General features: G+C 60.9%; 27 protein-coding genes. 14 read left to right on the top strand and 13 right to left on the bottom strand.

The window, feature by feature from the left end:
* Positions 1–56 precede the first annotated feature (56 nt).
* Entirely contained in the window at positions 57–383 is a 327-nt protein-coding gene (locus AB1J88_RS16150) for a DUF3565 domain-containing protein (RefSeq protein ID WP_086793796.1), read from the bottom strand.
* Between AB1J88_RS16150 and AB1J88_RS16145 the strand changes: the two genes are divergently transcribed.
* The 3 genes from AB1J88_RS16145 (at position 352) to AB1J88_RS16135 (ending at position 2,746) form a co-directional block, all read left to right on the top strand.
* Positions 352–837, top strand: a complete 486-nt coding sequence (locus AB1J88_RS16145) for an FKBP-type peptidyl-prolyl cis-trans isomerase (protein WP_007968032.1) — start codon at positions 352–354, stop codon at positions 835–837. The two genes, AB1J88_RS16150 and AB1J88_RS16145, sit on opposite strands and share 32 nt — an antisense overlap.
* A 122-nt stretch (positions 838–959) precedes the next feature.
* A complete protein-coding gene (locus tag AB1J88_RS16140; protein ID WP_041073925.1) occupies positions 960–1,442 on the top strand; it encodes a glutathione peroxidase in 483 nt (160 codons plus the stop codon).
* A gap of 200 nt (positions 1,443–1,642) precedes the next feature.
* Positions 1,643–2,746, top strand: a complete 1,104-nt coding sequence (locus AB1J88_RS16135; RefSeq protein ID WP_047291742.1) for an NADH:flavin oxidoreductase — start codon at positions 1,643–1,645, stop codon at positions 2,744–2,746.
* 135 nt (positions 2,747–2,881) lie between these two features.
* Here AB1J88_RS16135 and AB1J88_RS16130 read toward each other — a convergent pair whose 3' ends face one another.
* Both AB1J88_RS16130 and cysZ read right to left on the bottom strand, forming a co-directional pair.
* On the bottom strand, positions 2,882–4,081 hold the full coding sequence (locus tag AB1J88_RS16130; protein WP_430289944.1) for a glycosyltransferase family 4 protein: 1,200 nt from the start codon (positions 4,079–4,081) through the stop codon (positions 2,882–2,884).
* Positions 4,082–4,135: 54 nt separating this feature from the next.
* Positions 4,136–4,888: a sulfate transporter CysZ gene (gene cysZ / locus AB1J88_RS16125; RefSeq protein ID WP_041073931.1), complete on the bottom strand. Its 753-nt coding sequence runs from the start codon at positions 4,886–4,888 to the stop codon at positions 4,136–4,138.
* A gap of 311 nt (positions 4,889–5,199) precedes the next feature.
* Between cysZ and trxB the strand changes: the two genes are divergently transcribed.
* On the top strand, positions 5,200–6,162 hold the full coding sequence (gene trxB, locus AB1J88_RS16120) for a thioredoxin-disulfide reductase (protein ID WP_003221727.1): 963 nt from the start codon (positions 5,200–5,202) through the stop codon (positions 6,160–6,162).
* A gap of 126 nt (positions 6,163–6,288) precedes the next feature.
* Here trxB and AB1J88_RS16115 read toward each other — a convergent pair whose 3' ends face one another.
* The 6 genes from AB1J88_RS16115 to AB1J88_RS16090 all read right to left on the bottom strand — a co-directional run bounded on the left by AB1J88_RS16115 (position 6,289) and on the right by AB1J88_RS16090 (position 9,348).
* Positions 6,289–6,627: a HopJ type III effector protein gene (locus AB1J88_RS16115; RefSeq protein ID WP_430289943.1), complete on the bottom strand. Its 339-nt coding sequence runs from the start codon at positions 6,625–6,627 to the stop codon at positions 6,289–6,291.
* Positions 6,620–6,916, bottom strand: coding sequence for a DUF1244 domain-containing protein (locus AB1J88_RS16110; RefSeq protein ID WP_007968038.1), 297 nt, complete (start codon positions 6,914–6,916; stop codon positions 6,620–6,622). Before AB1J88_RS16110 ends, AB1J88_RS16115 begins: the two co-directional genes overlap by 8 nt.
* Positions 6,917–6,984: 68 nt before the next feature.
* The gene (folX, locus tag AB1J88_RS16105; RefSeq protein ID WP_041073935.1) at positions 6,985–7,356 is read right to left on the bottom strand and encodes a dihydroneopterin triphosphate 2'-epimerase; all 372 of its coding nucleotides are present in this window, start codon (positions 7,354–7,356) and stop codon (positions 6,985–6,987) included.
* Positions 7,357–7,917, bottom strand: a complete 561-nt coding sequence (folE, locus tag AB1J88_RS16100) for a GTP cyclohydrolase I FolE (protein WP_108181698.1) — start codon at positions 7,915–7,917, stop codon at positions 7,357–7,359.
* Positions 7,918–7,938: 21 nt separating this feature from the next.
* A complete protein-coding gene (gene folM, locus AB1J88_RS16095; RefSeq protein ID WP_430289942.1) occupies positions 7,939–8,649 on the bottom strand; it encodes a dihydromonapterin reductase in 711 nt (236 codons plus the stop codon).
* 129 nt (positions 8,650–8,778) lie between these two features.
* Complete coding sequence (locus AB1J88_RS16090; RefSeq protein ID WP_047291761.1) at positions 8,779–9,348, bottom strand: antibiotic biosynthesis monooxygenase; 570 nt, start codon at positions 9,346–9,348, stop codon at positions 8,779–8,781.
* Positions 9,349–9,558: 210 nt separating this feature from the next.
* Between AB1J88_RS16090 and AB1J88_RS16085 the strand changes: the two genes are divergently transcribed.
* Positions 9,559–10,518 carry a MerR family transcriptional regulator gene (locus tag AB1J88_RS16085; RefSeq protein ID WP_430289940.1) on the top strand — a complete coding sequence of 320 codons (960 nt, stop codon included), beginning with the start codon at positions 9,559–9,561 and terminating at the stop codon, positions 10,516–10,518.
* Positions 10,519–10,521: 3 nt separating this feature from the next.
* Here AB1J88_RS16085 and AB1J88_RS16080 read toward each other — a convergent pair whose 3' ends face one another.
* Both AB1J88_RS16080 and AB1J88_RS16075 read right to left on the bottom strand, forming a co-directional pair.
* Positions 10,522–11,127, bottom strand: a complete 606-nt coding sequence (locus AB1J88_RS16080; RefSeq protein ID WP_025109427.1) for a hypothetical protein — start codon at positions 11,125–11,127, stop codon at positions 10,522–10,524.
* Positions 11,128–11,182: 55 nt separating this feature from the next.
* On the bottom strand, positions 11,183–11,659 hold the full coding sequence (locus tag AB1J88_RS16075; protein ID WP_108181702.1) for a PAS domain-containing protein: 477 nt from the start codon (positions 11,657–11,659) through the stop codon (positions 11,183–11,185).
* A gap of 152 nt (positions 11,660–11,811) precedes the next feature.
* Between AB1J88_RS16075 and AB1J88_RS16070 the strand changes: the two genes are divergently transcribed.
* The gene (locus AB1J88_RS16070) at positions 11,812–12,267 is read left to right on the top strand and encodes a flavodoxin (RefSeq protein WP_430291456.1); all 456 of its coding nucleotides are present in this window, start codon (positions 11,812–11,814) and stop codon (positions 12,265–12,267) included.
* Here the strand turns inward: AB1J88_RS16070 and AB1J88_RS16065 are convergent.
* Positions 12,257–13,144 (bottom strand): LysR family transcriptional regulator, encoded by an 888-nt coding sequence (locus tag AB1J88_RS16065; protein ID WP_430291455.1) that lies wholly within the window; start codon positions 13,142–13,144, stop codon positions 12,257–12,259. The two genes, AB1J88_RS16070 and AB1J88_RS16065, sit on opposite strands and share 11 nt — an antisense overlap.
* A gap of 94 nt (positions 13,145–13,238) precedes the next feature.
* Between AB1J88_RS16065 and AB1J88_RS16060 the strand changes: the two genes are divergently transcribed.
* From AB1J88_RS16060 to AB1J88_RS16040, 5 genes are all read left to right on the top strand, one after another.
* Positions 13,239–13,625, top strand: coding sequence for a CidA/LrgA family protein (locus AB1J88_RS16060; RefSeq protein WP_041073952.1), 387 nt, complete (start codon positions 13,239–13,241; stop codon positions 13,623–13,625).
* Positions 13,615–14,301 carry an LrgB family protein gene (locus tag AB1J88_RS16055; RefSeq protein ID WP_430291454.1) on the top strand — a complete coding sequence of 229 codons (687 nt, stop codon included), beginning with the start codon at positions 13,615–13,617 and terminating at the stop codon, positions 14,299–14,301. Before AB1J88_RS16060 ends, AB1J88_RS16055 begins: the two co-directional genes overlap by 11 nt.
* 131 nt (positions 14,302–14,432) lie before the next feature.
* A complete protein-coding gene (locus AB1J88_RS16050; protein ID WP_222016505.1) occupies positions 14,433–15,215 on the top strand; it encodes a class II aldolase/adducin family protein in 783 nt (260 codons plus the stop codon).
* Positions 15,215–16,117 (top strand): alpha/beta fold hydrolase, encoded by a 903-nt coding sequence (locus AB1J88_RS16045; RefSeq protein WP_086793805.1) that lies wholly within the window; start codon positions 15,215–15,217, stop codon positions 16,115–16,117. The genes AB1J88_RS16050 and AB1J88_RS16045 overlap by 1 nt, the downstream gene beginning before the upstream one ends.
* Before the next feature lie 200 nt (positions 16,118–16,317).
* Positions 16,318–17,229, top strand: coding sequence for an SDR family oxidoreductase (locus AB1J88_RS16040; RefSeq protein ID WP_086793807.1), 912 nt, complete (start codon positions 16,318–16,320; stop codon positions 17,227–17,229).
* Positions 17,230–17,584: 355 nt separating this feature from the next.
* On the opposite strand, the gene AB1J88_RS16035 is transcribed toward AB1J88_RS16040, so the two are convergent.
* Positions 17,585–18,379 carry an IclR family transcriptional regulator gene (locus AB1J88_RS16035; RefSeq protein WP_222016501.1) on the bottom strand — a complete coding sequence of 265 codons (795 nt, stop codon included), beginning with the start codon at positions 18,377–18,379 and terminating at the stop codon, positions 17,585–17,587.
* A 165-nt stretch (positions 18,380–18,544) separates the two neighbouring features.
* Here AB1J88_RS16035 and hmgA point away from each other — a divergent pair, with 165 nt between their 5' ends.
* From hmgA to maiA, 3 genes are read left to right on the top strand one after another with little or no spacing between them, the layout of a single operon-like run.
* On the top strand, positions 18,545–19,849 hold the full coding sequence (gene hmgA, locus AB1J88_RS16030) for a homogentisate 1,2-dioxygenase (RefSeq protein ID WP_430291453.1): 1,305 nt from the start codon (positions 18,545–18,547) through the stop codon (positions 19,847–19,849).
* 3 nt (positions 19,850–19,852) lie between these two features.
* Positions 19,853–21,157 (top strand): fumarylacetoacetase, encoded by a 1,305-nt coding sequence (gene fahA / locus AB1J88_RS16025; protein ID WP_430291452.1) that lies wholly within the window; start codon positions 19,853–19,855, stop codon positions 21,155–21,157.
* Between the two features lie 12 nt (positions 21,158–21,169).
* Positions 21,170–21,805, top strand: coding sequence for a maleylacetoacetate isomerase (maiA, locus tag AB1J88_RS16020; protein ID WP_145597439.1), 636 nt, complete (start codon positions 21,170–21,172; stop codon positions 21,803–21,805).
* Positions 21,806–21,939 lie beyond the last annotated feature (134 nt).

The following is a 21,939-nucleotide window of genomic DNA, read 5'->3' as shown; positions in this document are numbered from 1 at the left end:
ATTCTCTAAGGGTGCATGGCAAGGGTGGCGATCTATACGTGACCGCCTACCGAAATTCAGTCGCCAAGGTTATCGCTAACCGAGCCTTGTGCGCACCAACCGCAGGTAAAGGCTTGGCCTATTTTTTCAATACGTTGCGCCGGGTCAAGGACCCAGGCGCGCGATTGCCATGGCGGCTGATGACGCAAGTGCTGGGTGTGGCCACAGGAAAGCTCGACGACCCAATGACTGTCCTCGTCCTGATGGAAGCCGGTGATCGTCGAAACCCGTTTGTCCGGGTTGTGTTCGCTTTCGCGCGATTGCTTCGCTAAACTTGGCCTTTCTATATTCTTATGCAAAAGGTCTCGCCCCATGCTGATCGCCGCCAATAAGGCTGTCTCCATCGACTATACCCTGACCAACGACGCTGGTGAGGTCATCGACAGCTCCGCCGGCGGCGCTCCGCTGGTCTACCTGCAAGGCGCAGGCAACATCATCCCGGGCCTGGAAAAAGCGCTGGAAGGTAAGGCTGTTGGTGACGAGCTGGAAGTTTCCGTTGAGCCGGAAGACGCTTACGGCGAATACGCTGCCGAACTGGTCAGCACCCTGAGCCGCAGCATGTTCGAAGGCGTTGACGAGCTGGAAGTCGGCATGCAGTTCCACGCTTCGGCGCCGGACGGCCAGATGCAGATCGTGACCATCCGTGACCTGGACGGCGACGACGTCACCGTTGACGGTAACCACCCACTGGCCGGTCAGCGCCTGAACTTCAAAGTGAAGGTCGTTGCTATCCGTGACGCCAGCCAGGAAGAAGTCGCTCATGGCCACGTCCATGGCGAAGGTGGCCATCACCACTGATTTTCTGCGCTAAGCTTCGAGTACTGGAGAGGCGCCTGAGGGCGCCTTTTTAGTCCGCGGCTGTCCTTGGTGGCCTCGCCAAGTGGCTGTTTCGAGTAGAACACGGGAATCTGGAGTCCGTCATGAGTGCTTTTCACGACCTTAAGTTGACAGCCCTGGATGGTCAGGAGCTACCGTTGGCGCCTTTCAAGGGCCAAGTCGTGCTGGTGGTCAACGTCGCCTCCAAATGCGGCTTGACCCCACAGTACGCGGCACTGGAAAACCTCTACCAGCAATTCAAGGGCAAAGGCTTCAGTGTGCTGGGCCTGCCGTGCAACCAGTTTGCCGGCCAGGAACCAGGCACGGAGCAGGAAATCCAGGAATTCTGCAGCCTGAACTATGGCGTGACGTTCCCGTTGTCGAGCAAGCTTGAAGTCAACGGTCACGAGCGGCACCAGCTGTACCGCTTGCTGGCGGGCGAGGGCGCGGAGTTTCCCGGGGATATCACCTGGAACTTCGAGAAGTTTCTGCTCGGCAAGGACGGCCGGGTGCTGGCGCGGTTCTCGCCGCGTACGGCGCCGGATGATCCGACAATCGTTCACGCGATTGAAAAAGCGCTGGGCTGAACCAGCAAGATCAAAAGATCGCAGCCTGCGGCAGCTCCTACACGTCATCGAGTTATCGAATAATTGTAGGAGCTGCCGCAGGCTGCGATCTTTTGCTTTGTGTCTTTTGATCCTTGATCACTCAAATCAATAATGCTGTTCAAGGCTTGCAACTCTCCATATTATCGCCGTCATAAAGTCATTCCCTGTGGAGCCTTCCAATGCCGGTGCAAGCCCTGTTCAAACCGTTCCACCTCGGTGCCCTCGAACTGCCGACCCGCGTGGTCATGGCGCCAATGACCCGCTCGTTTTCCCCGGGTGGCGTACCCAATTCCAAAGTGATCGAGTACTACCGTCGCCGCGCTGCGGCCGGTGTCGGTCTGATCATCACCGAAGGCACCACGGTCGGTCACAAGGCCTCCAACGGTTACCCGAACGTGCCGCAGTTCTTCGGTGAAGCGCCACTGGCCGGCTGGAAAAAAGTGGTCGACGCGGTGCACGCCGAGGGCGGCAAGATTGTTCCGCAACTGTGGCATGTCGGCAGCGTGCGCCGTATCGGCACCGAGCCGGACGCCAGCGTGCCGGGTTACGGCCCGACGGAAAAACTCAAGGACGGTCAGGTCGTGGTGCACGGCATGACCAAACAGGACATTCAAGACGTGATCGCCGCATTCGCCCAGGCCGCCAAAGATGCCAAAAGCATCGGCATGGACGGCGTGGAAATCCACGGTGCCCACGGTTACCTGATCGACCAGTTCTTCTGGGAAGGCAGCAATCAGCGCAGCGACGAATACGGCGGCAGCCTGGCCAACCGCTCGCGTTTCGCCATCGAATTGATTCAAGCGGTGCGCGCCGCCGTCGGCGAAGGCTTCCCGATCATCTTCCGATTTTCGCAATGGAAGCAGCAGGATTACACCGCGCGTCTGGTACAAACGCCCGAGGCGCTGGGCGAGTTCCTCAAGCCGTTGGCCGACGCTGGCGTGGACATTTTCCATTGCTCGACGCGGCGTTTCTGGGAGCCCGAGTTCGACGGTTCCGAGCTGAACCTGGCCGGCTGGACACGCAAGCTGACCGGCAAACCGACCATTACCGTCGGCAGCGTCGGCCTGGACGGCGAGTTCCTGCAGTTCATGGTCAACACCGACAAGGTCGCGCAACCGGCCAGTCTGGAAAAACTGCTGGAGCGTCTGAACAACGACGAGTTCGACTTGGTGGCGGTGGGCCGTGCGCTGCTGGTGGATCCGGACTGGGCACTGAAAGTCCGTGAAGGGCGTGAGCAGGACATTCTGCCGTTCAGCCGTGAGGCGTTGATGACGCTGGTTTAAGCGGCGCTCAAACTGATGCTATCGCTGGCAAGCCAGCTCCCACAGGTATTGCGGGTGTTCGCAAAAATTGTGTTCACCGCAGCCCCTTGTGGGCGCTGGCTTGCCAGCGATGGCGGCTTCAAAATCAGCAAAGATCTAAGGCAATGTCTGCGCATTCGGCAACACCTGCTCCCGCAGACACGCCCCACGCAAATGCTTTTCAAATTGCTCGATGATCGCTGCCCACCCCTGGCGACTGGCATGCTGACGCGCATTCAGGCGCACGCAACGCAACGTCTCGTCCTCCTCCAGCAGCCAAGCCGCCGCATCGCAAAACGCCTCTTCATCACCCGGCATCGCCAGCACACCGTTGTAGCCGTGGCGAATATGCTGCGCTGCCGCTGCCTGATCGTACGCCACCACCCCCAGTCCTGAAGCCAATGCTTCGAGCACCACATTACCGAAGGTTTCGGTCATGCTCGGGAACAGAAAAATATCCCCCGAGGCATAGTGCGCCGCCAGCGCTTCGCCGCGCTGTGAACCACAGAAAATCGCCTCAGGCAGCTCTTTTTCCAGCGCAAGCCGTTGTGGTCCGTCGCCGACCACAATCAGCTTCAGGTTGCGCTGTGGATAAGTGCTGCGGAGTTTATCGAAGCAGCGCTTGAGCAGGCCCAGATTCTTCTCCGTGGCCAGGCGTCCTACGTGAATCACCGCGATGTCCTGCTCGCTCAGGCCCCATTGCTCACGCAACCCGTTCAGGCGCCTGGCCGGGTGAAACAACTGGCTGTCCACGCCTCTGGAGAGCAGGGCGAGGCGGTCGAAATGCCGGCGCTCCAGTTCCAGACGCTGACTGACGCTCGGCACCAGGGTCATCGACGAGCGATTGTGGAACCAGCGAAGATAATGCGTCAGCAAGCGCGTCAGCAAACCCAGCCCGTACTGATGGGTGTACTGCTGGAAATTGGTATGAAAACCGCTGACCACCGAGATCCCCAGGCGCCGCGCCGCCCGCAAGGCTGACAAGCCGAGCGGACCTTCTGTGGCGATGTACAGCACGTCCGGGCGATGACGCTGCCAGCGCCGCAGCAGCTTGTGCATCGACGACTGACCCCATTGCAACCCCGGATAACCCGGCAACGGCCAGCCCCGGCACAACAGCAAGGCATCGTCCTCGACGCGCTGCGGATCGCCCGCCTGGCGCGGTCGCACCAGTTCCACCTGATGCCCACGCGCGCGCAAGCCATCGCACAAGCGGCCAAGGGTATTGGCCACCCCGTTGATTTCCGGTGGAAAGGTTTCGCTGATCAGAGTGATATGCAGAACTGTCGTCATGACCTCAGTGTCGGCTGAGGCCATGTCGTGCTTGTGACGTTCGGATGATGGATTTGTGACTGGCGGTCTGTGAGCGGCTCAGCGCTGTGCGACAAGGTTCTCCGCGCCGCGCTCACGTACCCAGAACAAGGTCGCGCCGGCAACGGCGGCCGGCATCATCAGGATGTTGACCACCGGAATCAGCAGCGCCAGGTAGACGATTCCGCCAAAACTCATGCTCTGCCAGCGCTTCTGGCGCAGCCAGGCGAGCATTTCGTTCCAGCCCAGTTTGTGGTTGTCCGCCGGGTAGTCGATGTACTGGATCGCCATCATCCACACGCCGAACAGCAGCCACAGCGGTGCGGCGACGATATTGACCACCGGGATGAACGAGAGAACGAACAGGCCGATTGCTCGCGGCAGGAAGTAGCCGAGTTTGCGCATTTCCCGGGCGAGGGTGCGCGGGATCATCGCGATCAGTTCGCCCCAGCTGAAGGCCGGGAAATCATCGGTGCCGCGCACCACCACTTCGACTTTTTCCGCGAGGAAGCCGTTGAACGGCGCCGCGATCACGTTGGCCAGCATGGTAAAGGTGAAGAACACCATCAACGCCACCAGCACCACGAACAGCGGCCACAGGATGTAGCTGAGAAAACTCAGCCAGTCGGGCAGCGACGGCATCAGGCTGTCGACCCACAGGCTGAACTGATGGCCGGCCAGATAGATCAATCCGACGAACAGCACCAGATTGATCGCCAGCGGCAGCAGCACGAACAGGCGCAGGCCCGGGCTGAGAACCAGTTTGAGGCCTTCGCGCAGGTATTGCGGGCCGGACAGAACGGGGGCGGGCATAAGGGGCTCCGAGCAAGGGAAAACGCGCCGACCTTACCGACTTTGCAACGGGTGCGAAAGCGCGGTAGAGCGATCGACATTCACTGTAACAAAGACGTCGATCCGGTCGGAGTCTGCGCATAGAGACCACCTATGAGCTGGATTGTTAATCCGTATTTCCTTAATCTTGCCCCCCTCGATACGCTGCACCCAACTTTTTACAGGACTGTCGAGCTCATGCCTTCCCCAAGGTTATCCACAGTCCTTTTTTATTCCCGCCGGCAGTCCGGCGTTCCGCGCCAGTGTTTCGGCCCGGTCAACAGGAGCAGGTCATGTCTGAAGTCCGTCATTCGCGAGTGATTATTCTCGGTTCCGGCCCTGCCGGTTACAGCGCTGCGGTCTACGCCGCCCGTGCCAACCTCAAGCCACTGCTGATCACCGGCATGCAGGCTGGCGGTCAGCTGACCACCACCACTGAAGTCGATAACTGGCCGGGCGACGTCCACGGCCTGACTGGTCCGGCGCTGATGGAGCGCATGCGCGAGCACGCCGAGCGGTTTGAAACCGAGATCGTTTTCGATCACATCAACGCCGTGGACTTCGCCGCCAAGCCGTACACCCTGACCGGTGACAGCGCGACCTACACCTGCGACGCGCTGATCATTGCTACCGGTGCCAGCGCACGTTACCTGGGCCTGCCGTCGGAAGAAGCGTTCATGGGCAAAGGCGTTTCGGCCTGCGCGACCTGCGACGGTTTCTTCTACCGCAACAAGCCAGTGGCTGTGGTCGGCGGCGGCAACACCGCTGTTGAAGAAGCACTGTACCTGGCGAACATCGCCAGCACCGTGACCCTGATCCACCGTCGCGAAACCTTCCGCGCCGAGAAGATCCTGATCGACAAGCTCAACGCCCGTGTGGCCGAAGGCAAGATCATCCTCAAGTTGAACGCCAACCTCGACGAAGTGCTGGGCGACAACATGGGTGTGACCGGTGCGCGCCTGAAAAACAACGACGGCAGCTTCGACGAAATCAAGGTCGACGGCGTGTTTATCGCGATCGGCCACACTCCGAACACTTCGCTGTTCGAAGGCCAGTTGACCCTCAAGGACGGTTATCTGGTGGTCCAGGGCGGTCGTGACGGCAACGCCACTGCCACCAGCGTCGAAGGCATCTTCGCTGCCGGCGACGTGGCTGACCACGTTTACCGTCAGGCCATCACCTCGGCCGGCGCCGGCTGCATGGCGGCACTGGACACCGAGCGTTACCTGGACGGTCTGCAGAACGCTTCGTTCTAAGACCGCAGGCACAAAAAAACCGGCTTCGGCCGGTTTTTTTATGAGAGTCAAAAGATCGCAGCCTGCGGCAGCTCCTACAGGGATCAGTGTAGGAGCTGCCGCAGGCTGCGATCTTTTGATCTTGAATCAGCGACGGGTCAGCGGCTGTGCTTCGAACTTCACACCGGCCAGACCGTGCTTGATCAGCGCACGGATATTGCCGTGGTCGCTGCCTTCAGGCGTCGCCAGCACCGAGCGGTAATGCTCGCCGAATGCCAGCAGCGCTTCTTCATTGCTCAAGCCTTCCAGCAGTGCCAGACCCAGGGTCTTGCACGAGCCTTCGTTCTGCCCGGCAGCGTTTTCCACGCCGCCATTGTTGAACGCTTGTGGCTGGTAGTCATAACCGGCAGCGATGAACGCCAGGGTGTCGGCGAAAGCGTGTTCGCCGCTGTTGAGGCTGGCGCGCAGGGTGTTCAGATCACTCATTGGGTTTTCCTTTGGCGAACGCCGCCTGTTGTTCGGCGCTGGCCTCTTGCTGGTATTGGGCTTTCCATTCGGCGTACGGCATGCCGTAAACCACTTCGCGGGCGTCATCGAGGCTGACCTCGATCTGACGGTCATCGGCGGCGGCCTTGTACCACTTGGACAGGCAGTTGCGGCAGAACCCGGCAAGGTTCATCAGGTCGATGTTCTGCACGTCCTTGCGGCTGTCCAGATGGGCGACCAGCCGGCGGAAAGCGGCGGCTTCGAGTTCGAGGCGTTGTTGCTCGGTCATGATGGGCTCTGTGCAGTCTATTCGTGGCGCGGATGATAAAAGTCTGGCGAGCAATGCGCCAGACGCGCTCAGCGGCTGGCCGCGAGAGTGATCGACACCGACTCGGCAAATCGCAGGGCATGCGGCTTGTCGACTTCGACTTCGGCGTAAAGCACGGCGGTATTGCTCATCACCAGATCCAGCAGCTCCTGGGTCAGGCGTTCGAGCAGCGCAAAGCGGTTGCCCTCGACGTGGGCGATGATCGCCTTGGTGATGGTGCGGTAGTTCAGCGCGTGATCGATGTCGTTGTCGCGCACCGCTTCCTGCGCGGCGTACTGGATGGTCAGGTTGATCAGCACATCCTGTTTGTTGAGGATCTCGTCCTCGTTGATCCCGATAAAGGTGCGCAAGCGCAGATCCTTGACCCGGATGCGCGCCATTCCCGGTTGAAGTTGTGACATTTACTTGCTCCGTCCAATCAATTGCAGGAACTCCTGGCGGGTGTTGCTCGAGTCGCGAAAGGCGCCGAGCATGACCGAGGTGTTCATGGTCGAATTCTGTTTCTCGACACCGCGCATCATCATGCACATGTGCCGGGCCTCGATGACCACCGCGACGCCAGCGGCATCGGTGACCTGTTGCACCGCTTCGGCAATCTGTCGGGTGAGGTTTTCCTGAATCTGCAGGCGCCGGGCGAACATGTCCACCAGCCGCGCAATCTTCGACAGCCCCAGCACCTTGCCGGTTGGAATATAAGCCACATGGGCCTTGCCGATGAAGGGCAGCAGGTGATGTTCGCACAACGAGTAGAGCTCGATGTCGGCGACGATAATCATCTCGTCGCTGTCGGAGGCAAACAGCGCGCCGTTGACGATCTCCTCCACACGCTGTTCGTAGCCGTGACACAGGTATTGCATGGCCTTGGCCGCGCGCTGCGGAGTGTCGAGCAGACCTTCGCGGTCGGGGTCTTCGCCGAGGCCGATGAGGATCTCGCGGTAATTCTCGGGCAGGGTACGGCTCATGGGAGATCCTCGCGCAGCAGCTTATTTGACGTGCCGCCCGCCGTTGACGGTCAGGGTCGTGCCGGTGACATAGGGGTTGTCGAGCAGATAGCGCAGGCTCTGGTAGATCACTTCGCTGCCGGGTTCGATGCCCAGCGCGGATTTGGCCAGCGCCTTGGCGCGGTACGCCGCGTCGTCGTCGGGATTGAACAATAGCAGGGCCGGCGCGATGCCGTTGACCTTGATTGCCGGCGCATAGCGCGCGGCGAAGGACAGGGTCAGGCTGTCGAGCCCGGCCTTGCTGGCGCAATAGCCGATGTGTTTGCTGCTGCCCTTGCGCGTGACGTCGTCACTGATGTGGATGATGTCGGCCGGTGTCGAGCGCTTGAGCAGGTCGGCGCAGTGCAGGTTGATCAGGTACGGCGCGAGCAGGTGCACGTTGAGCATGCGTTCGAAGGCTTCGGCTTCGTTGCCCGGGGTTTCCGCCAGCCATTCGGAGGCGTTGTGGACGATGGCGCGCAGGCGGTCGGTATGGGTTTTCAGTTCATCGATGAAGGCGAGAATGGCCGCTTCGCTGGAGAAGTCGGCGAACACTCCGATCGCGCCCAGATCCCGCAGCGCTTGCACGCCTGGACGTTCGCTGCGGTAGGTGAAAATGACCTGATGGCCGTCTTCAAGCAAACGCTGCGCGCAGTGCAGACCGACACGCTGGCCGGCACCGGTGATGAGAATCGGGGCGGAGGAAATGGTCATGTACGGCTCGCGTCGCGGCTGGAGCAAAAACTATAACAGCGACGCTGTCGAAAAGATCGCAGCCTTCGGCAGCTCCTACAGGGGCGCCTTCATCTGTAGGAGCTGACGAGTGCAACGAGGCTGCGATCTTTAGCGATTCTGCGTAGAGGGTGTTGCAGGCAAAGGTCGCGCCGGCACAGCGTTCAACCAGTTGGCCAGCAACCGCGTCGACAGCGGAATAAAGAAATACACCATCAACGGCGTCAGGCACGCCGTGCTGATCAACACCCGCGGCAGCAGGCTCATGTCGCCGAGCAACGGCCCGAGAACAAAGTTGAACAGCAGCGACACCGGAAAGAACGCCAGCCAGATGGCCACGGCCTGTTTCCAGCGCGGTGGCCGCTGACCGGCCGCGCCGAACCAGCCTTCGATACCACTGACCCGATGTTCTTTGGGATGCGCGAACAGATCGCTGCCTCGCGCGAGCCACGCGGTACGCGAGACCGAGTGCTCCCAGGCGTGCAGGGTCTGCTCGTCGACGAAGCGGAAAATGATCTGGAATTCGTTGTCACCGGGTGGCGGAGCGAGCACGCCGGAGCCCAGGTAACCGGGAAAGTCAGTGGCCAGTTGTTCGCCTTCGCGCAGCCAGGCAATCAGGTCCTGATAGCGGCCGTCGGCGACGCGACGCGCAACCATCAGCGTGACGGGGGAAGTAGACATTATGTATCTCCGTATTCCGAGTGCGTCGCTCCGGGTAGGAGTTTCGCAATACGCAGGCGGGGGTAGGAGCCTGCGCTTTTTGACAAGCAAGGATTATTCCTGATTTTAATGACAGTTTCAGAGACTTTCGTCTCTATTCATGGGTTGAACCGATAGAGGGCATCGGAGGTAGAATGGGATCCAAATCTACCGAGTGGATGCACCTGCACAATGGCTGTTATCACGGACGCTGATCCTGCTTCGCAGGCCTCTGTCGCACTTGAGCGCGAAGAGTTGTTCCCTATTCGTGAGGTGTCGCGCCTGACCGGCGTCAACCCGGTAACGCTGCGTGCATGGGAGCGTCGCTACGGTTTGATTCAGCCGACTCGCACCGAAAGCGGGCATCGGCTGTATTCGATGACCGAAATCGAGCGCGTGCGCAGCATCGTCGACTGGATCGACCGCGGCGTGGCGGTGAGCAAGGTCGGCAAGATCCTCGCCAAGACCGAGCCGCTGAAAGTGCTGGCGCATATCATTCCTGATGATCTGGTGCAGGCTGATTACGCGCAGTGGCAACAACAGGTGCAGGTTGCAGTCGGCGCATTCGATGACCGCGCGCTGGACCAGGTCTACAACCAGATTTTCTCTTCATATTCGCTGTCAGTGGTGTTCCAGGACATTCTCATGCCGTTGTGGCTGCAGATGCTGCAGCGTCAGGATGCCTTCGGCCAGACCAGCGAATGGTTGTTTTTCGACGGGTTCCTGCGGGCGCGGGTCCTGCAGCGGATTGTCGCGCTGCGCGGCGCGCAACCGCGCAAAGTGATTGTCAGTGCGCTCGCCGGTCAGTGCCGTGAACTCGAATTACTGGTTGCCGCGTTGTTTCTGAGTGGCAATGACGCCGGGGTGCGGGTGCTCACCACCGGTCAGCCATTCGATGAGTTGGCGCTGGTGTGCGAGCGGATCAAGCCGCAGGCGCTGGTGCTGTTTTCCAATCACGCCCCGACAGCCGATTTGCCGCGACGGTTGAACCGTCTGGCGTTAAGTCTGGATTGTCAGGTGCTGCTGGCCGGCGATACCGCCGATCTGGCACAGGACAGCCTGGCGGGATCGTCGATCGGCTGTCTGGGCAATGAAGGGGCGACGATGCGTCAGCGCATGACGCAGTTTCTCGCGGGGACGCTGGATACCTGAATATCAGGTGTGCAGGGCGGGGTGGGTCAGACGGTGTTGTTGCAGGATGAACTGGCGCAGGCGTTCGGTTTCATCGGCATCGGTCTGGCTCAGCTCGTAGGCGTAGAAGCCATGCTCGGTTTCCCGCTCGAAATTGCCGCGCAGGGAGATCCGCTCATACCCTGAAGGGCTGAACCACAGGGCGAAATGCTTGGGCGGTTTGGTCTTGTTGCGCATTTCCAGCAGCACGCCTTTGTGCGACACCTCGTGCACCCACATCATCCCCGGTTGGCCCTTGGCATTTTCCAGCGCGACCGGCTCTTCGAGGGTCAGACGCCATGGGCGAACCATCGGCCCGTCTTCGTAAATGCTTGGTACGCCCAGACGCAGGTGCAAGGCGTGGAATTCGTCTTCCACCAGGTGCAACGGGAAGGTCATCTGCTGATTTTCGAAGTTGGCCTGGATGGTCACTTGCTCATGAGCCGCCAGGCGCGTGAGCAGGTCACGGATCTGCGAGCCACCATTGACCAACAGGCTCGACGTCGCATCCCGCACATTGAGTTGCGGGTTGTGCTGCATGGTCTGGATGAAATCCAGCTCATCCTGGGTCAGGAGGGCGTCGCGTTGCATGGCCTGGCTCGAAAGAATTAGTTACAAAGTCATTGGTGATTGTAGTTACTGACACTTAGTTCGCAGTTTTGTTTGCGCCGTTCGTCGCTTTCAGGGCAGAGAGTTCGGCTTGCAAGGCGGCAACCTGTGCTTCCAGTTGCGCGACGCGTTGCTGCGCCTTGACCTGAACCGTGACGTCCTTCTGCACGCCGACGAAATAAGTCTGGCCGTCCTTGTCGTTTTTCACTGTCGACAGCGACAGTTCGTTCCAGAATGGCGTGCCGTCCTTGCGGTAGTTACGCAGGATTTCCCGGCACGCCCCGCCATTGCGCAAGGTGTCACGAATCCGCGTCAGATTGGCCTGATCGCGGTCGCCGGACTGCAGAAAACGGCAATCCTGGTAGAGAATTTCTTCGCTGGTGTAACCGGTCAGGCGCTCGAAGGCCGGGTTTACGTAAATCAGGATGTTGTCCTGTTCGCCTTCCTTTTCTGCAACCACGATCCCGTCGTTCGAAGCGTTGATCACCATTTGCAGCAGATTGGCGTTGATCATCAATGAATCCTTTCAGTGTCGATATTGGCTGGCATTCTAGAAGTTCCAGCCAGTCTGTCTACTGGCCATCACGGCTATTCGGGCCTGGATCGCGGCTTTTACGTCGGACTGCTACTATCGCCGCTCTTTTTTTCAGCTTCAGGATCAGATTGATGAAAGTCGCCATCCTCTCCGGCTCGGTTTACGGCGCGGCCGAAGAAGTCGCCCGTCACGCGCAGAACCTGCTGAAAGACGCCGGTTTTGAAACCTTCTACAACTCGCGCGCCAGCCTGGCGGATATACAGGCGTTCGGCCCTGAAGCGATTCTCGCGGTGACCTCGACCACCGGCATGGGCGAGTTGCCGGATAACCTGCAGCCGCTGTATTTCAGCCTTCGCGATCAATTGCCAATGGCCTGGCGCGGCTTGCCCGGCGCGGTGATCGGTTTGGGCGATGCCAGTTACGGCGATACGTTCTGCGGTGGCGGCGAGCTGATGCGTGAGTTGTTCGCCGAGCTGGGCCTGCGCGAAGTACAGGGGATGCTGCGTCTGGACGCCAGCGAAAGCGTGACCCCGGAAACCGATGCCGAGCCTTGGCTGGCGCAATTGATCGCCACGCTCAAGGGCTGATCGCGCGCTCGCGCAGCAGGGCCAGCCAGGCCTGCGCGGCTTTCGACAGGTAGGCGCCGCGACGCCAGATGAACGCGATATCCCAACGCAGATAATCTGGCGCGCGCAAGGTCAGGCGCACCACGCCCGGACGCTCCAGTGCCCGGGCGACCACGCTCGGCAACAGCACCACGCCTTGCCCGGCCGCCACCAGCGCCACGAGAAAATCCGCCTGGCCACTGCGGCCGCCTTCTTTCGGGGTAAAGCCCAGTTGCTGGCACGCCTGCAATAACCGGTCATTGAGCACGAAGCTGCGCTGATACAGCAGGAACGGTGTCTCGGCCAACTCCTCCAGAGCAATTTCACCGCGCGCCGCCAGCGGATGATCCACCGGCAGCAACGCGTCGAGCTTCTCATCGCAGAACGGCTGAAAATCGAACTGCGGATCCTTGGGCAGCAAGCTGCCACCCAACTCCAGTTCACCGCTGAGCACCGCCTGCTCGACGTTACGGCTGCCGCCCTCAAGCAATTGAATGCTGATGTTCGGATAGCGCCGTCGATACTCGGCGAACAACCCGGCGAACAGCGCATCGCTGCCCAGCAACGGCAGACCGAGGCGCAATTCGCCGCGCGCCAGTTGGCTCAGATCATCCAGTTCGCTGAGCAACTCCTGACGCAAGCGCAGCATGCCCTCGGCGTGTGACAGCACCACGCTGCCCGCAGCGGTCAGGTGCAACTGGGAGCCGAGCCGTTCGAGCAACGGCGTGCCGAGACTCTGCTCCAGTTGCGCGACTTGTTTGCTCACCGCCGACTGACTGACGTGCAGGGTTTTCGCCGCCTGGGTAAAGCCGCCTTGACGTATGACTTCGACAAAACTGCGCAGCTGTTTGAATTCCACTTTCCGATTCCGTTTTGGAATAGCCATGAGTCTAACAATTCGCTTCTGGGATGGCAGGCCGCTTCGTAAAATAAGCCCCTGTAAGGAGCCCATCATGAACGCTGCATCCCTCACCTATGTTTCCCGTCTGATAGCAGAACTGGCCGTGTTGCTCGGTCTCTATCTGCTCGGCTGTCAGATCGCCGCGTGGCTGGCCTGGCCAATTCCCGGCGGCGTCATCGGCATGGCCCTGTTGCTGCTGGCGTTCGCGTTTGGCTGGGTCAAACCGGCGGCGCTGCAATTGGGGGCCGGATTGCTGATGGCCGAGATGCTGCTGTTCTTTATTCCGGCACTGATGAGTCTGCTCGACTATGGCGCACTGCTGCGTGATGACGGTTGGCGGATTCTGCTGGTGATTGGCGCCAGCACCCTGATGGTGATGCTGGTGACGGCCTTTACCGTGGAGCTGGCCGTGCGCCTGAGGCGGTCCCATGAAGCTTGAATGGATGCCGATGTTCTGGCTCGCTTTCACTCTGTTGGCGTACCTGTTCAGTCGCTGGATTTATCGACGCACCGGGCGTTATCTGCTGTCGCCGCTGATTCTGGTGCCGGCGCTGCTGCTGGCGCTCGCCATACCGTTGCACACGGCCTATGCCGAATACTCAAGCAACACCCATTGGCTGATGCTGGTGCTCGGGCCGGTGACGGTCGCTTTCGCGGTGCCGATCTGGCAGCAGCGACGTCTGCTGGTGCGGCACTGGTCAGCGCTGTTGCTGGGCATGCTCGCCGGCAGCGCGGCATCGATCGCTACCTCGTTTGGCCTGGCCAGGGCGCTGGCGCTGGATACCTCAGTCACGATGTCGCTGGTGCCGCGTTCGATCACCACGCCGTTCGCCATGCCGCTGGCGCAGGATCTGGGGGGCGTGCCGGAACTGACGGCCGTGTTCGTGATGTTCACCGGCGTGTTCGGTGCGATGCTCGGCGGCGTGCTGCTCAAGTGGCTGCCGCTGCGCAGTGCCTTGGCGCGCGGTGCGTTGTTTGGGGTTGGCGCGCACGGTGCCGGCGTCAGTCGGGCGCATGAAGTGGGCGGTGAAGAAGGCTCGGTGGCCGGGCTGGTGATGGTGCTGACAGGACTGCTCAATCTGTTCGCTGCGCCTTTGTTGGCGTCGTTGCTTTGACATGGATCCAAGCTGTTTGCATGGCTGACCCGCTCAGTCATCAAGCTGGCTGGCAATGCAACTACGTGAGCCCCGGGAGCTGACTAGACTGCTGACACGTGCAAAACAATAAGAACGCAGAGGTGCATACAGTGAGCGTAGCCCCCGTCCAGTCGCCCGTTAATGTCAAAGACCAGGTCAGTGCTGCGGAGTGGCAGACCCGGGTCGATCTCGCCGCCTGTTATCGACTGGTCGCCCTGCATGGCTGGGACGACCTGATCTTCACCCACATTTCCGCCAAGGTCCCGGGCACCGAAGACTTCCTGATCAATCCGTTCGGGTTGATGTTTCATGAGATCACCGCGTCCAGCCTGGTCAAAGTCGACCAGGCCGGCAACAAGCTGATGGACAGTCCCTACGAAATCAATCCCGCCGGTTACACCATCCACAGCGCCGTGCACGAAGTGCGGCACGACGTGGTGTGTGTACTGCACACGCACACTGCGTCCGGCGTGGCCGTTTCAGCGCAGAAGCAGGGCGTGTTGCCGATCAGCCAGCAGTCGCTGTTCGTGTTGTCGAGCCTGGCCTATCACGGCTACGAAGGCGTGGCGCTGAATCACGAAGAGAAAGCGCGCTTGCAGGCCGACCTGGGCGAGAACAATTTCCTGATGCTGCACAACCACGGTCTGCTGACCTGTGGCGGCACCATCGCCGACACCTTTCTGATGATGTTCACCTTCCAGCGCGCCTGCGACATTCAGGTCATGGCGCAGACCGGTGGTGCTGAGCTGATCGCCATCGAACCGCAGATCCTCGCGGGCGCCAAGGCGATGATCGCCGGCGTCACCAAGAGTGCTCAAGGCATGGGCGGCGCGCTGGCCTGGCCGGCGTTGCTGCGCAAACTCGATAAACAAGACCCCGGATATAAACTCTGATGCCTCTTGCCGAGATTCCTCTGTGTGTCTGGCGCAAACGCAGCCGGACATTTGTCTTTCGCGGCCAGTCGATCCGTTACTGGACGGCGGGGCAGGGTGAGCCGCTGTTGCTGATCCATGGCTTTCCGACGGCCAGTTGGGACTGGCATTACCTGTGGCAGCCGCTGGCCCAGCGCTATCGGGTGATCGCCTGTGACATGCTCGGTTTCGGTGATTCGGCCAAACCGTTGCACCACAGCTACAGCCTGCTGGAACAGGCTGATTTGCAACAGGCGCTGCTGGCCCATCTGCAGGTCGAGCAACCTCTGCATATTCTGGCTCACGATTACGGCGACAGCGTCGCCCAGGAACTGCTCGCGCGGCATTACGAAAACCGGCTCGCCGTCGCCAGTTGCGTGTTCCTCAACGGCGGGCTGTTCCCGGAAACCCATCGCCCGGTGCTGATGCAAAAGTTGTTGCTCAGCCCCTTGGGCTGGATGATTGGCCGGGCCTTCAGCCGTGATGCATTGGTGAAAAGCTTTCGGCAGATTTTCGGCCCGCAGACCGGCCCCAGCGAAAGCGAACTGGATGATTTCTGGAGCCTGATCGAGACCCACCGCGGTCCGCGCATCCTGCACAAACTGATTGGTTACATCCCCGAGCGCCGAGCGCAACGCGACCGCTGGGTAGCGGCCATGCAGCGTGATGACATCCCGTTGCGGGTGATCGACGGCGAAGTCGATCCGGTCTCGGGTGCGCACATGGTCGAGCGTTACCGCCAGTTGATCGCCGGCGCCGACACGGTGTTGTTGCCGGGCATCGGCCACTATCCACAGATCGAGGCGCCGGTGCAGGTGCTCAAACATTATCTGGCGTTTCGTGACCGCCTGGAGTTGCCGCCGCGCAAGGTCGCGTGCTCCTGAGAGATCAAAAGATCGCAGCCTGCGGCAGCTCCTGCACAAATTAATGCAGGAGCTGCCGCAGGCTGCGATCTTTTGATCTTTTGACGCCCTCATCATCCCCCACCGTTATCGCGCACCATTCAGCCTCAGCCGTATTTGTTGTGACCCAAAGCCCTGTGCCTGACACTCGGACTCAATACTGGCCTGCTGGAGTTCCTGCGATGAATGAGTCCGTACGTTTCGAAGATAAAGTCGTGATCGTCACCGGAGCCGGTGGTGGCCTGGGCCGGGCGCATGCTTTGCTGTTCGCCCGGCACGGCGCCAGAGTGCTGGTCAACGACCTCGGCGGCTCGACCCAGGGCGAGGGCGCCAATGCCTCCGCCGCCGACCGTGTGGTGGCGGAAATTCGCGAAGCCGGCGGCATTGCCGAGGCCAACCACGACTCGGTCACCGACGGCGACAAACTGGTGCAGAACGCCCTTGACGCCTTTGGCCGTGTCGACGTGGTGGTGAACAACGCCGGGATCCTGCGCGACAAGACCTTTCACAAAATGGACGACGCCGACTGGGATCTGGTCTATCGCGTTCACGTCGAAGGCGCCTACAAAGTCACCCGCGCCGCCTGGCCGCACCTGCGCGAGCAAAACTACGGCCGGGTGATCTTTACGGCATCCACTTCGGGCATCTACGGCAACTTCGGCCAGTCCAACTACGGCATGGCCAAACTCGGCCTCTACGGATTGACCCGTACCCTGGCCATCGAAGGGCGCAAGAACAACATTCTGGTCAACGCCATCGCGCCCACTGGCGGTACGCGCATGACCGAGGGGCTGATCCCGCCGCAAGTGTTCGAACAGCTGAAACCGGAACTGGTCAGCCCGCTGGTGGTGTACCTGGCCAGTGAGCAGTGCCAGGAAACGTCCGGTCTGTTTGAAGTCGGTGGTGGCTGGATGGGCAAAGTGCGCTGGGAGCGCAGCCTCGGCGCCGGATTCGATCCACGCAGCGGTTTCTCCCCGCAAGACGTCGCGGCGCATTGGCAGCAGATCTGCGATTTCGAAGGCGCGGCGCATCCCAAGGACAACATTGAAGCGCTGAAGGAAATGATGGCGAATCTGCAGAAGTATTCGCTTTGACATCTGCCATGACCGTCAAGCGACCTGTCCCACCGGCATGAATCTCGCCCATAAAAAAGGCCGCTGCAAACGCAGCGGCCAAGGTAAGACGTTGGATCAAGGAGCTACAAATCAACGTCAGTGAACACCGGGGCGATCAATCGAAGCATCGATTCATCTGAAATCGGTCAGCGCGGGCGCGAGTTGCTCGGCAGCCAAGGCTGGTTGCTTTGCGGCGTGTGCCGTGAAAGCCCGCTCAGAATAAGCACTTGAGATCGAAGGAAACAGAGCGATTCCGGACATGCACTGTTACGGGGCATGCAACAGTCGTGTCCGGCTACGCTATTGGGTCACTGAAGGGATTGTGGCTGTTGTTTCAAGGGCGCAGGTCGTCGGCCTGATAGCCCATGCGCCAACTGACGGCGCGTGCCGCCGCCAGCAATCGCCGGGCGGCCGGGCCGTTTTCATCCGCGTGGAACAATGAAGTCGGGCCGACAATCGTCAGTACCGCTGCGATCTGCCCGACGGCGTTGAACACTGGCGCCGACAACGCATCCACGCCCGGCATCAACAAACCGTGCACATGATGCAAGCCGCGTTCGCGGATCTGTTCACACAGGCTGGCGTAGTTTGTTTCATCGGCCAGCGGATGGTCGGCGATGGCGGTTTCCAGTACGCGCAGTTCATCGGTTTCGCGATGCGGCAGGTAGGCGCTGAATACCAAGCCAGTGGATGAACTGAGCAGCGGCAATACCGAACCCAATTGCGTGACCACCGTCACCGCGCGCACCGCCGGCTCGATGTGCACCACGGTCGCGCCCTGATTGCCCCACACCGCCAGAAAACAGGTTTCATTCAGTTCGTCGCGCAACTCGGACAGCGGCAGGGCGGCGACTTTCAGCACGTCCATACTGTTCAGGGCTGCCAGGCCCACGCGCAACGCTTCACGGCCGAGTCCGTAATGGTTGGTGGCGGCGTTCTGCTCGGCGAAACCACTGGCGATCAGAGCCTGAAGATAACGGTGCACCTTGCTCGCCGGCATCTGCACATGTTCGGCCAGCCGCGACAACGAGGTGGAGGGCGACAACTCGGCCAACGCCTTGAGGATGTCGGTGCCGACCTCGGCGGAGCGGACTTTCTGTTTGCCGTTGCTGTCGCTGGTTTTTTCCATGGTGCGGCCGGGATCCGAAAACGAATGGGCGTCTTTATAGCTTGACGCTGGATAGCGAGCAAATTACGTTATGCGTAATCGAATTACGATAATAACAACCCCGGCGTGCGCAAACCTCTGAGCCAGAGCGATGGGCCACTGCCGACTCCCTGTTCAGGAGGCTCCATGAACCTCGATTCAAACGCGTCGGCGCTGGCGTACCAGTCCGGTTTCGGCAACGAATTCAGCAGTGAAGCGTTGCCCGGCGCCTTGCCCATCGGCCAGAACTCCCCGCAAAAAACCCCCTACGGCCTCTACACCGAATTGCTCTCCGGCACGGCGTTCACCATGACCCGCAGTGAAGCGCGGCGTACGTGGCTGTACCGGATTCAACCGTCGGCCAATCACCCGGCGTTCGTCAAACTGGAGCGGCAACTGGCCGGCGGCCCGTTGGGTGACGTAACCCCGAATCGTCTGCGCTGGAATCCCCTGCAGATGCCCGCCGAGCCAACCGACTTCATCGACGGCCTGGTTGGCATGGTCGCCAACTCGGCGGCGGAGAAGCCTGCCGGCATCAGCATCTATAACTATTGCGCCAACCGCTCGATGGAGCGGGTGTTCTACAACGCCGACGGCGAGCTGCTGCTGGTGCCGCAACTCGGGCGACTGCGGATTGCCACCGAACTCGGTGTGCTCGACGTCGCGCCGCTGGAAATCGCCGTGTTGCCACGCGGTCTGAAATTCCGCGTCGAACTGCTTGATCCGCAGGCGCGCGGTTACGTTGCCGAGAACCACGGCGCGCCGCTGCGCCTGCCGGATCTGGGGCCGATCGGCAGCAACGGTCTGGCCAATCCACGGGACTTCCTCGCGCCGGTCGCTGCCTACGAAAACCTGCAGCAGCCGACGACGCTGGTGCAGAAATTCCTCGGCCAGTTGTGGGGCACCCAACTCGATCATTCGCCGCTGAACGTGGTCGCCTGGCACGGCAACAACGTACCGTACAAATACGATCTGCGCCGTTTCAACACCATTGGCACCGTGAGTTTCGATCATCCTGACCCGTCGATTTTCACCGTGCTGACCTCGCCGACCAGCGTGCATGGCATGGCCAACCTCGACTTCGTGATCTTCCCGCCACGCTGGATGGTCGCCGAGAACACCTTCCGTCCGCCGTGGTTCCATCGCAACCTGATGAACGAATTCATGGGCTTGATCCACGGCGAATACGACGCCAAGGCTGAAGGCTTCGTGCCCGGCGGTGCATCCCTGCACAGCTGCATGAGCGCCCACGGCCCGGACGGCGAAACCTGCACCAAAGCAATCAACGCCGAGCTCAAGCCGACGAAGATCGACAACACCATGGCCTTCATGTTCGAGACCAGTCAGGTGCTGCGTCCAAGCCGTTTCGCCCTCGACTGCCCGCAACTGCAATCCAATTACGACGCCTGCTGGGCCACGCTGCCCGCTACGTTCGACCCGACCCGGAGATAACCCATGATTCAGACTTCCATCACCCGCAGCTGGGTTGCTTCGGCCAATGGCCACGCGGATTTCCCGTTGCAGAACCTGCCGCTGGGCGTATTCAGCATCAACGGCTCGGCGCCGCGTGCGGGCGTGGCGATTGGCGAGCACATTTTCGATCTGCAAGTGGCGCTTGAAGCCGGTCTGTTTGACGGCGCCGCACGCAGTGCGGTCGAGGCCATGCACGGCGGCCTGTTGAACGCCTTCTTCGACCTCGGTCGCGAAGCCCGTGTCGCCTTGCGTACGCGCTTGCTGGAACTGTTCAGCGAGGGCAGCAGCCATCGCGGCACCATCGAAGCCCAAGGCGCAAAACTGCTGCCCTTGGCTGCCGATTGCCAAATGCACCTGCCGGCCCGCATCAGCGATTACACCGACTTCTACGTCGGCATCGAACACGCGCAAAACGTCGGCAAACTGTTCCGCCCGGACAACCCGTTGTTGCCGAACTACAAGCATGTGCCGATCGGTTATCACGGTCGCGCCTCCACTGTGCGCGCCTCCGGTACCGACGTGCGCCGCCCGAAAGGCCAGACCCTGCCGGCCGGTGCCAGCGAGCCGACCTTCGGCCCTTGCGCCCGTCTGGACTATGAGCTGGAACTGGGCATCTGGATCGGTCAGGGCAACGACATGGGCGAGCCGATTGCCATCGGTGACGCCGCCGAGCACATCGCCGGTTTCTGCCTGCTCAACGACTGGTCGGCCCGCGATATCCAGGCCTGGGAATACCAGCCACTGGGACCGTTCCTGTCCAAGAGTTTTATCACCAGCGTCTCACCATGGGTGGTGACGGCCGAAGCGCTGGAGCCGTTCCGTATGGCACAACCGGCGCGCCCTGAAGGTGATCCGCAGCCGCTGCCTTACCTGTTCGACAAGCGCGATCAGGAGGCCGGTGCCTTTGACATCGAACTGGAAGTGCTGCTGCTCACCGAAGCCATGCGCGAGCAGAATCTGCCGGCCCATCGCCTGACCCTGAGCAACACGCGCTACATGTACTGGACCGTCGCACAAATGGTCGCGCATCACAGCGTCAACGGCTGCCAGTTGCAGGCCGGCGACCTGTTCGGTTCGGGCACTTTGTCCGGCCCGCAAAACGGTCAGTTCGGCAGCCTGCTGGAAATCACCGAGGGCGGTAAAAAGCCGATCGAACTGGCGTCCGGCGAAGTGCGCAAATTCCTCGAAGACGGCGACGAAATCATCCTGCGCGCGCGTTGCGCCCGAGAGGGTTTTGCCTCGATCGGCTTCGGCGAATGCCGCGGCACAGTGCTGGCGGCGCGCTGACAGGAGCGGCTCATGGATCTCTACACCTATTACCGTTCCACCTCGTCGTACCGGGTGCGTATCGCTCTGGCGCTGAAGGGGCTCGACTACAACGCGCTACCGGTCAATCTGATTGCGCCGTCTGGGGGCGAGCATCGGCAGGCGGCGTATCTGGCGATCAATCCGCAGGGCCGGGTGCCGGCTTTGCGTACTGATGACGGCGAGTTGCTGATTCAGTCGCCGGCGATCATCGAGTACCTGGAAGAGCGTTATCCACAGCAGCCGCTGCTGCCGGAAGACCTCGCCGCCCGCGCCCATGTGCGTGGCGTCGCGGCGGTGATTGGCTGCGACGTGCATCCGCTGCACAACGTCAGCGTGCTCAATCGTCTGCGCCAGCTGGGCCACGAAGAGCCGCAGGTAGTGGAGTGGATCGCGCACTGGATCAATCAAGGGTTGGCGACCGTCGAGCAGTTGATCGGCGACAGTGGTTTCTGTTTCGGCGAGTGGCCGTGTGTGGCGGACGTTTATCTGATTCCACAGTTGTACGCGGCGGAGCGCTTCGGTGTTTCGCTGCAGGCTTATCCACGGATTTGTCGCGTAGCCGCGTTGGCGGCTGAGCATCCGGCGTTCATCAAGGCGCATCCGGCCAACCAGCCCGATACACCGTAAGACCCTGTGGGAGCGAGCCTGCTCGCGAAGAGGTCGTATCAGCAGACATTCTTTAGCTGGCACACCGCTTTCGCGAGCAGGCTCGCTCCCACATGGGGTCCGTGTTGCCCCTAAAAAATCATAAAAACAAAACA

Source organism: Pseudomonas sp. S8, assembly GCF_050473925.1.
In the GTDB taxonomy this organism is placed as follows: Bacteria; Pseudomonadota; Gammaproteobacteria; order Pseudomonadales; family Pseudomonadaceae; genus Aquipseudomonas; species Aquipseudomonas parakoreensis.
Note: the sequence above shows the minus strand (reverse complement) of the source record. Positions and strands in the feature narration are given on the sequence as shown.

Bases quoted from the DNA above. Each gene is read 5' to 3' on its own strand.
- AB1J88_RS16130 (WP_430289944.1), bottom strand. From the start codon at position 4,081: ATGGCCTCAGCCGACACTGAGGTCATGACGACAGTTCTGCATATCACT.
- hmgA (WP_430291453.1), top strand. From the start codon at position 18,545: ATGAACCTCGATTCAAACGCGTCGGCGCTGGCGTACCAGTCCGGTTTC.
- AB1J88_RS16085 (WP_430289940.1), top strand. From the start codon at position 9,559: ATGGCTGTTATCACGGACGCTGATCCTGCTTCGCAGGCCTCTGTCGCA.
- folX (WP_041073935.1), bottom strand. From the start codon at position 7,356: ATGTCACAACTTCAACCGGGAATGGCGCGCATCCGGGTCAAGGATCTG.
- folM (WP_430289942.1), bottom strand. From the start codon at position 8,649: ATGACCATTTCCTCCGCCCCGATTCTCATCACCGGTGCCGGCCAGCGT.
- AB1J88_RS16110 (WP_007968038.1), bottom strand. From the start codon at position 6,916: ATGACCGAGCAACAACGCCTCGAACTCGAAGCCGCCGCTTTCCGCCGG.
- AB1J88_RS16055 (WP_430291454.1), top strand. From the start codon at position 13,615: ATGAAGCTTGAATGGATGCCGATGTTCTGGCTCGCTTTCACTCTGTTG.
- AB1J88_RS16070 (WP_430291456.1), top strand. From the start codon at position 11,812: ATGAAAGTCGCCATCCTCTCCGGCTCGGTTTACGGCGCGGCCGAAGAA.
- fahA (WP_430291452.1), top strand. From the start codon at position 19,853: ATGATTCAGACTTCCATCACCCGCAGCTGGGTTGCTTCGGCCAATGGC.
- AB1J88_RS16140 (WP_041073925.1), top strand. From the start codon at position 960: ATGAGTGCTTTTCACGACCTTAAGTTGACAGCCCTGGATGGTCAGGAG.
- AB1J88_RS16040 (WP_086793807.1), top strand. From the start codon at position 16,318: ATGAATGAGTCCGTACGTTTCGAAGATAAAGTCGTGATCGTCACCGGA.
- folE (WP_108181698.1), bottom strand. From the start codon at position 7,917: ATGAGCCGTACCCTGCCCGAGAATTACCGCGAGATCCTCATCGGCCTC.
- AB1J88_RS16150 (WP_086793796.1), bottom strand. From the start codon at position 383: ATGGAGACAGCCTTATTGGCGGCGATCAGCATGGGGCGAGACCTTTTG.
- AB1J88_RS16145 (WP_007968032.1), top strand. From the start codon at position 352: ATGCTGATCGCCGCCAATAAGGCTGTCTCCATCGACTATACCCTGACC.
- trxB (WP_003221727.1), top strand. From the start codon at position 5,200: ATGTCTGAAGTCCGTCATTCGCGAGTGATTATTCTCGGTTCCGGCCCT.
- maiA (WP_145597439.1), top strand. From the start codon at position 21,170: ATGGATCTCTACACCTATTACCGTTCCACCTCGTCGTACCGGGTGCGT.
- AB1J88_RS16060 (WP_041073952.1), top strand. From the start codon at position 13,239: ATGAACGCTGCATCCCTCACCTATGTTTCCCGTCTGATAGCAGAACTG.
- AB1J88_RS16115 (WP_430289943.1), bottom strand. From the start codon at position 6,627: ATGAGTGATCTGAACACCCTGCGCGCCAGCCTCAACAGCGGCGAACAC.
- cysZ (WP_041073931.1), bottom strand. From the start codon at position 4,888: ATGCCCGCCCCCGTTCTGTCCGGCCCGCAATACCTGCGCGAAGGCCTC.
- AB1J88_RS16035 (WP_222016501.1), bottom strand. From the start codon at position 18,379: ATGGAAAAAACCAGCGACAGCAACGGCAAACAGAAAGTCCGCTCCGCC.
- AB1J88_RS16135 (WP_047291742.1), top strand. From the start codon at position 1,643: ATGCCGGTGCAAGCCCTGTTCAAACCGTTCCACCTCGGTGCCCTCGAA.
- AB1J88_RS16045 (WP_086793805.1), top strand. From the start codon at position 15,215: ATGCCTCTTGCCGAGATTCCTCTGTGTGTCTGGCGCAAACGCAGCCGG.
- AB1J88_RS16075 (WP_108181702.1), bottom strand. From the start codon at position 11,659: ATGATCAACGCCAATCTGCTGCAAATGGTGATCAACGCTTCGAACGAC.
- AB1J88_RS16090 (WP_047291761.1), bottom strand. From the start codon at position 9,348: ATGTCTACTTCCCCCGTCACGCTGATGGTTGCGCGTCGCGTCGCCGAC.
- AB1J88_RS16080 (WP_025109427.1), bottom strand. From the start codon at position 11,127: ATGCAACGCGACGCCCTCCTGACCCAGGATGAGCTGGATTTCATCCAG.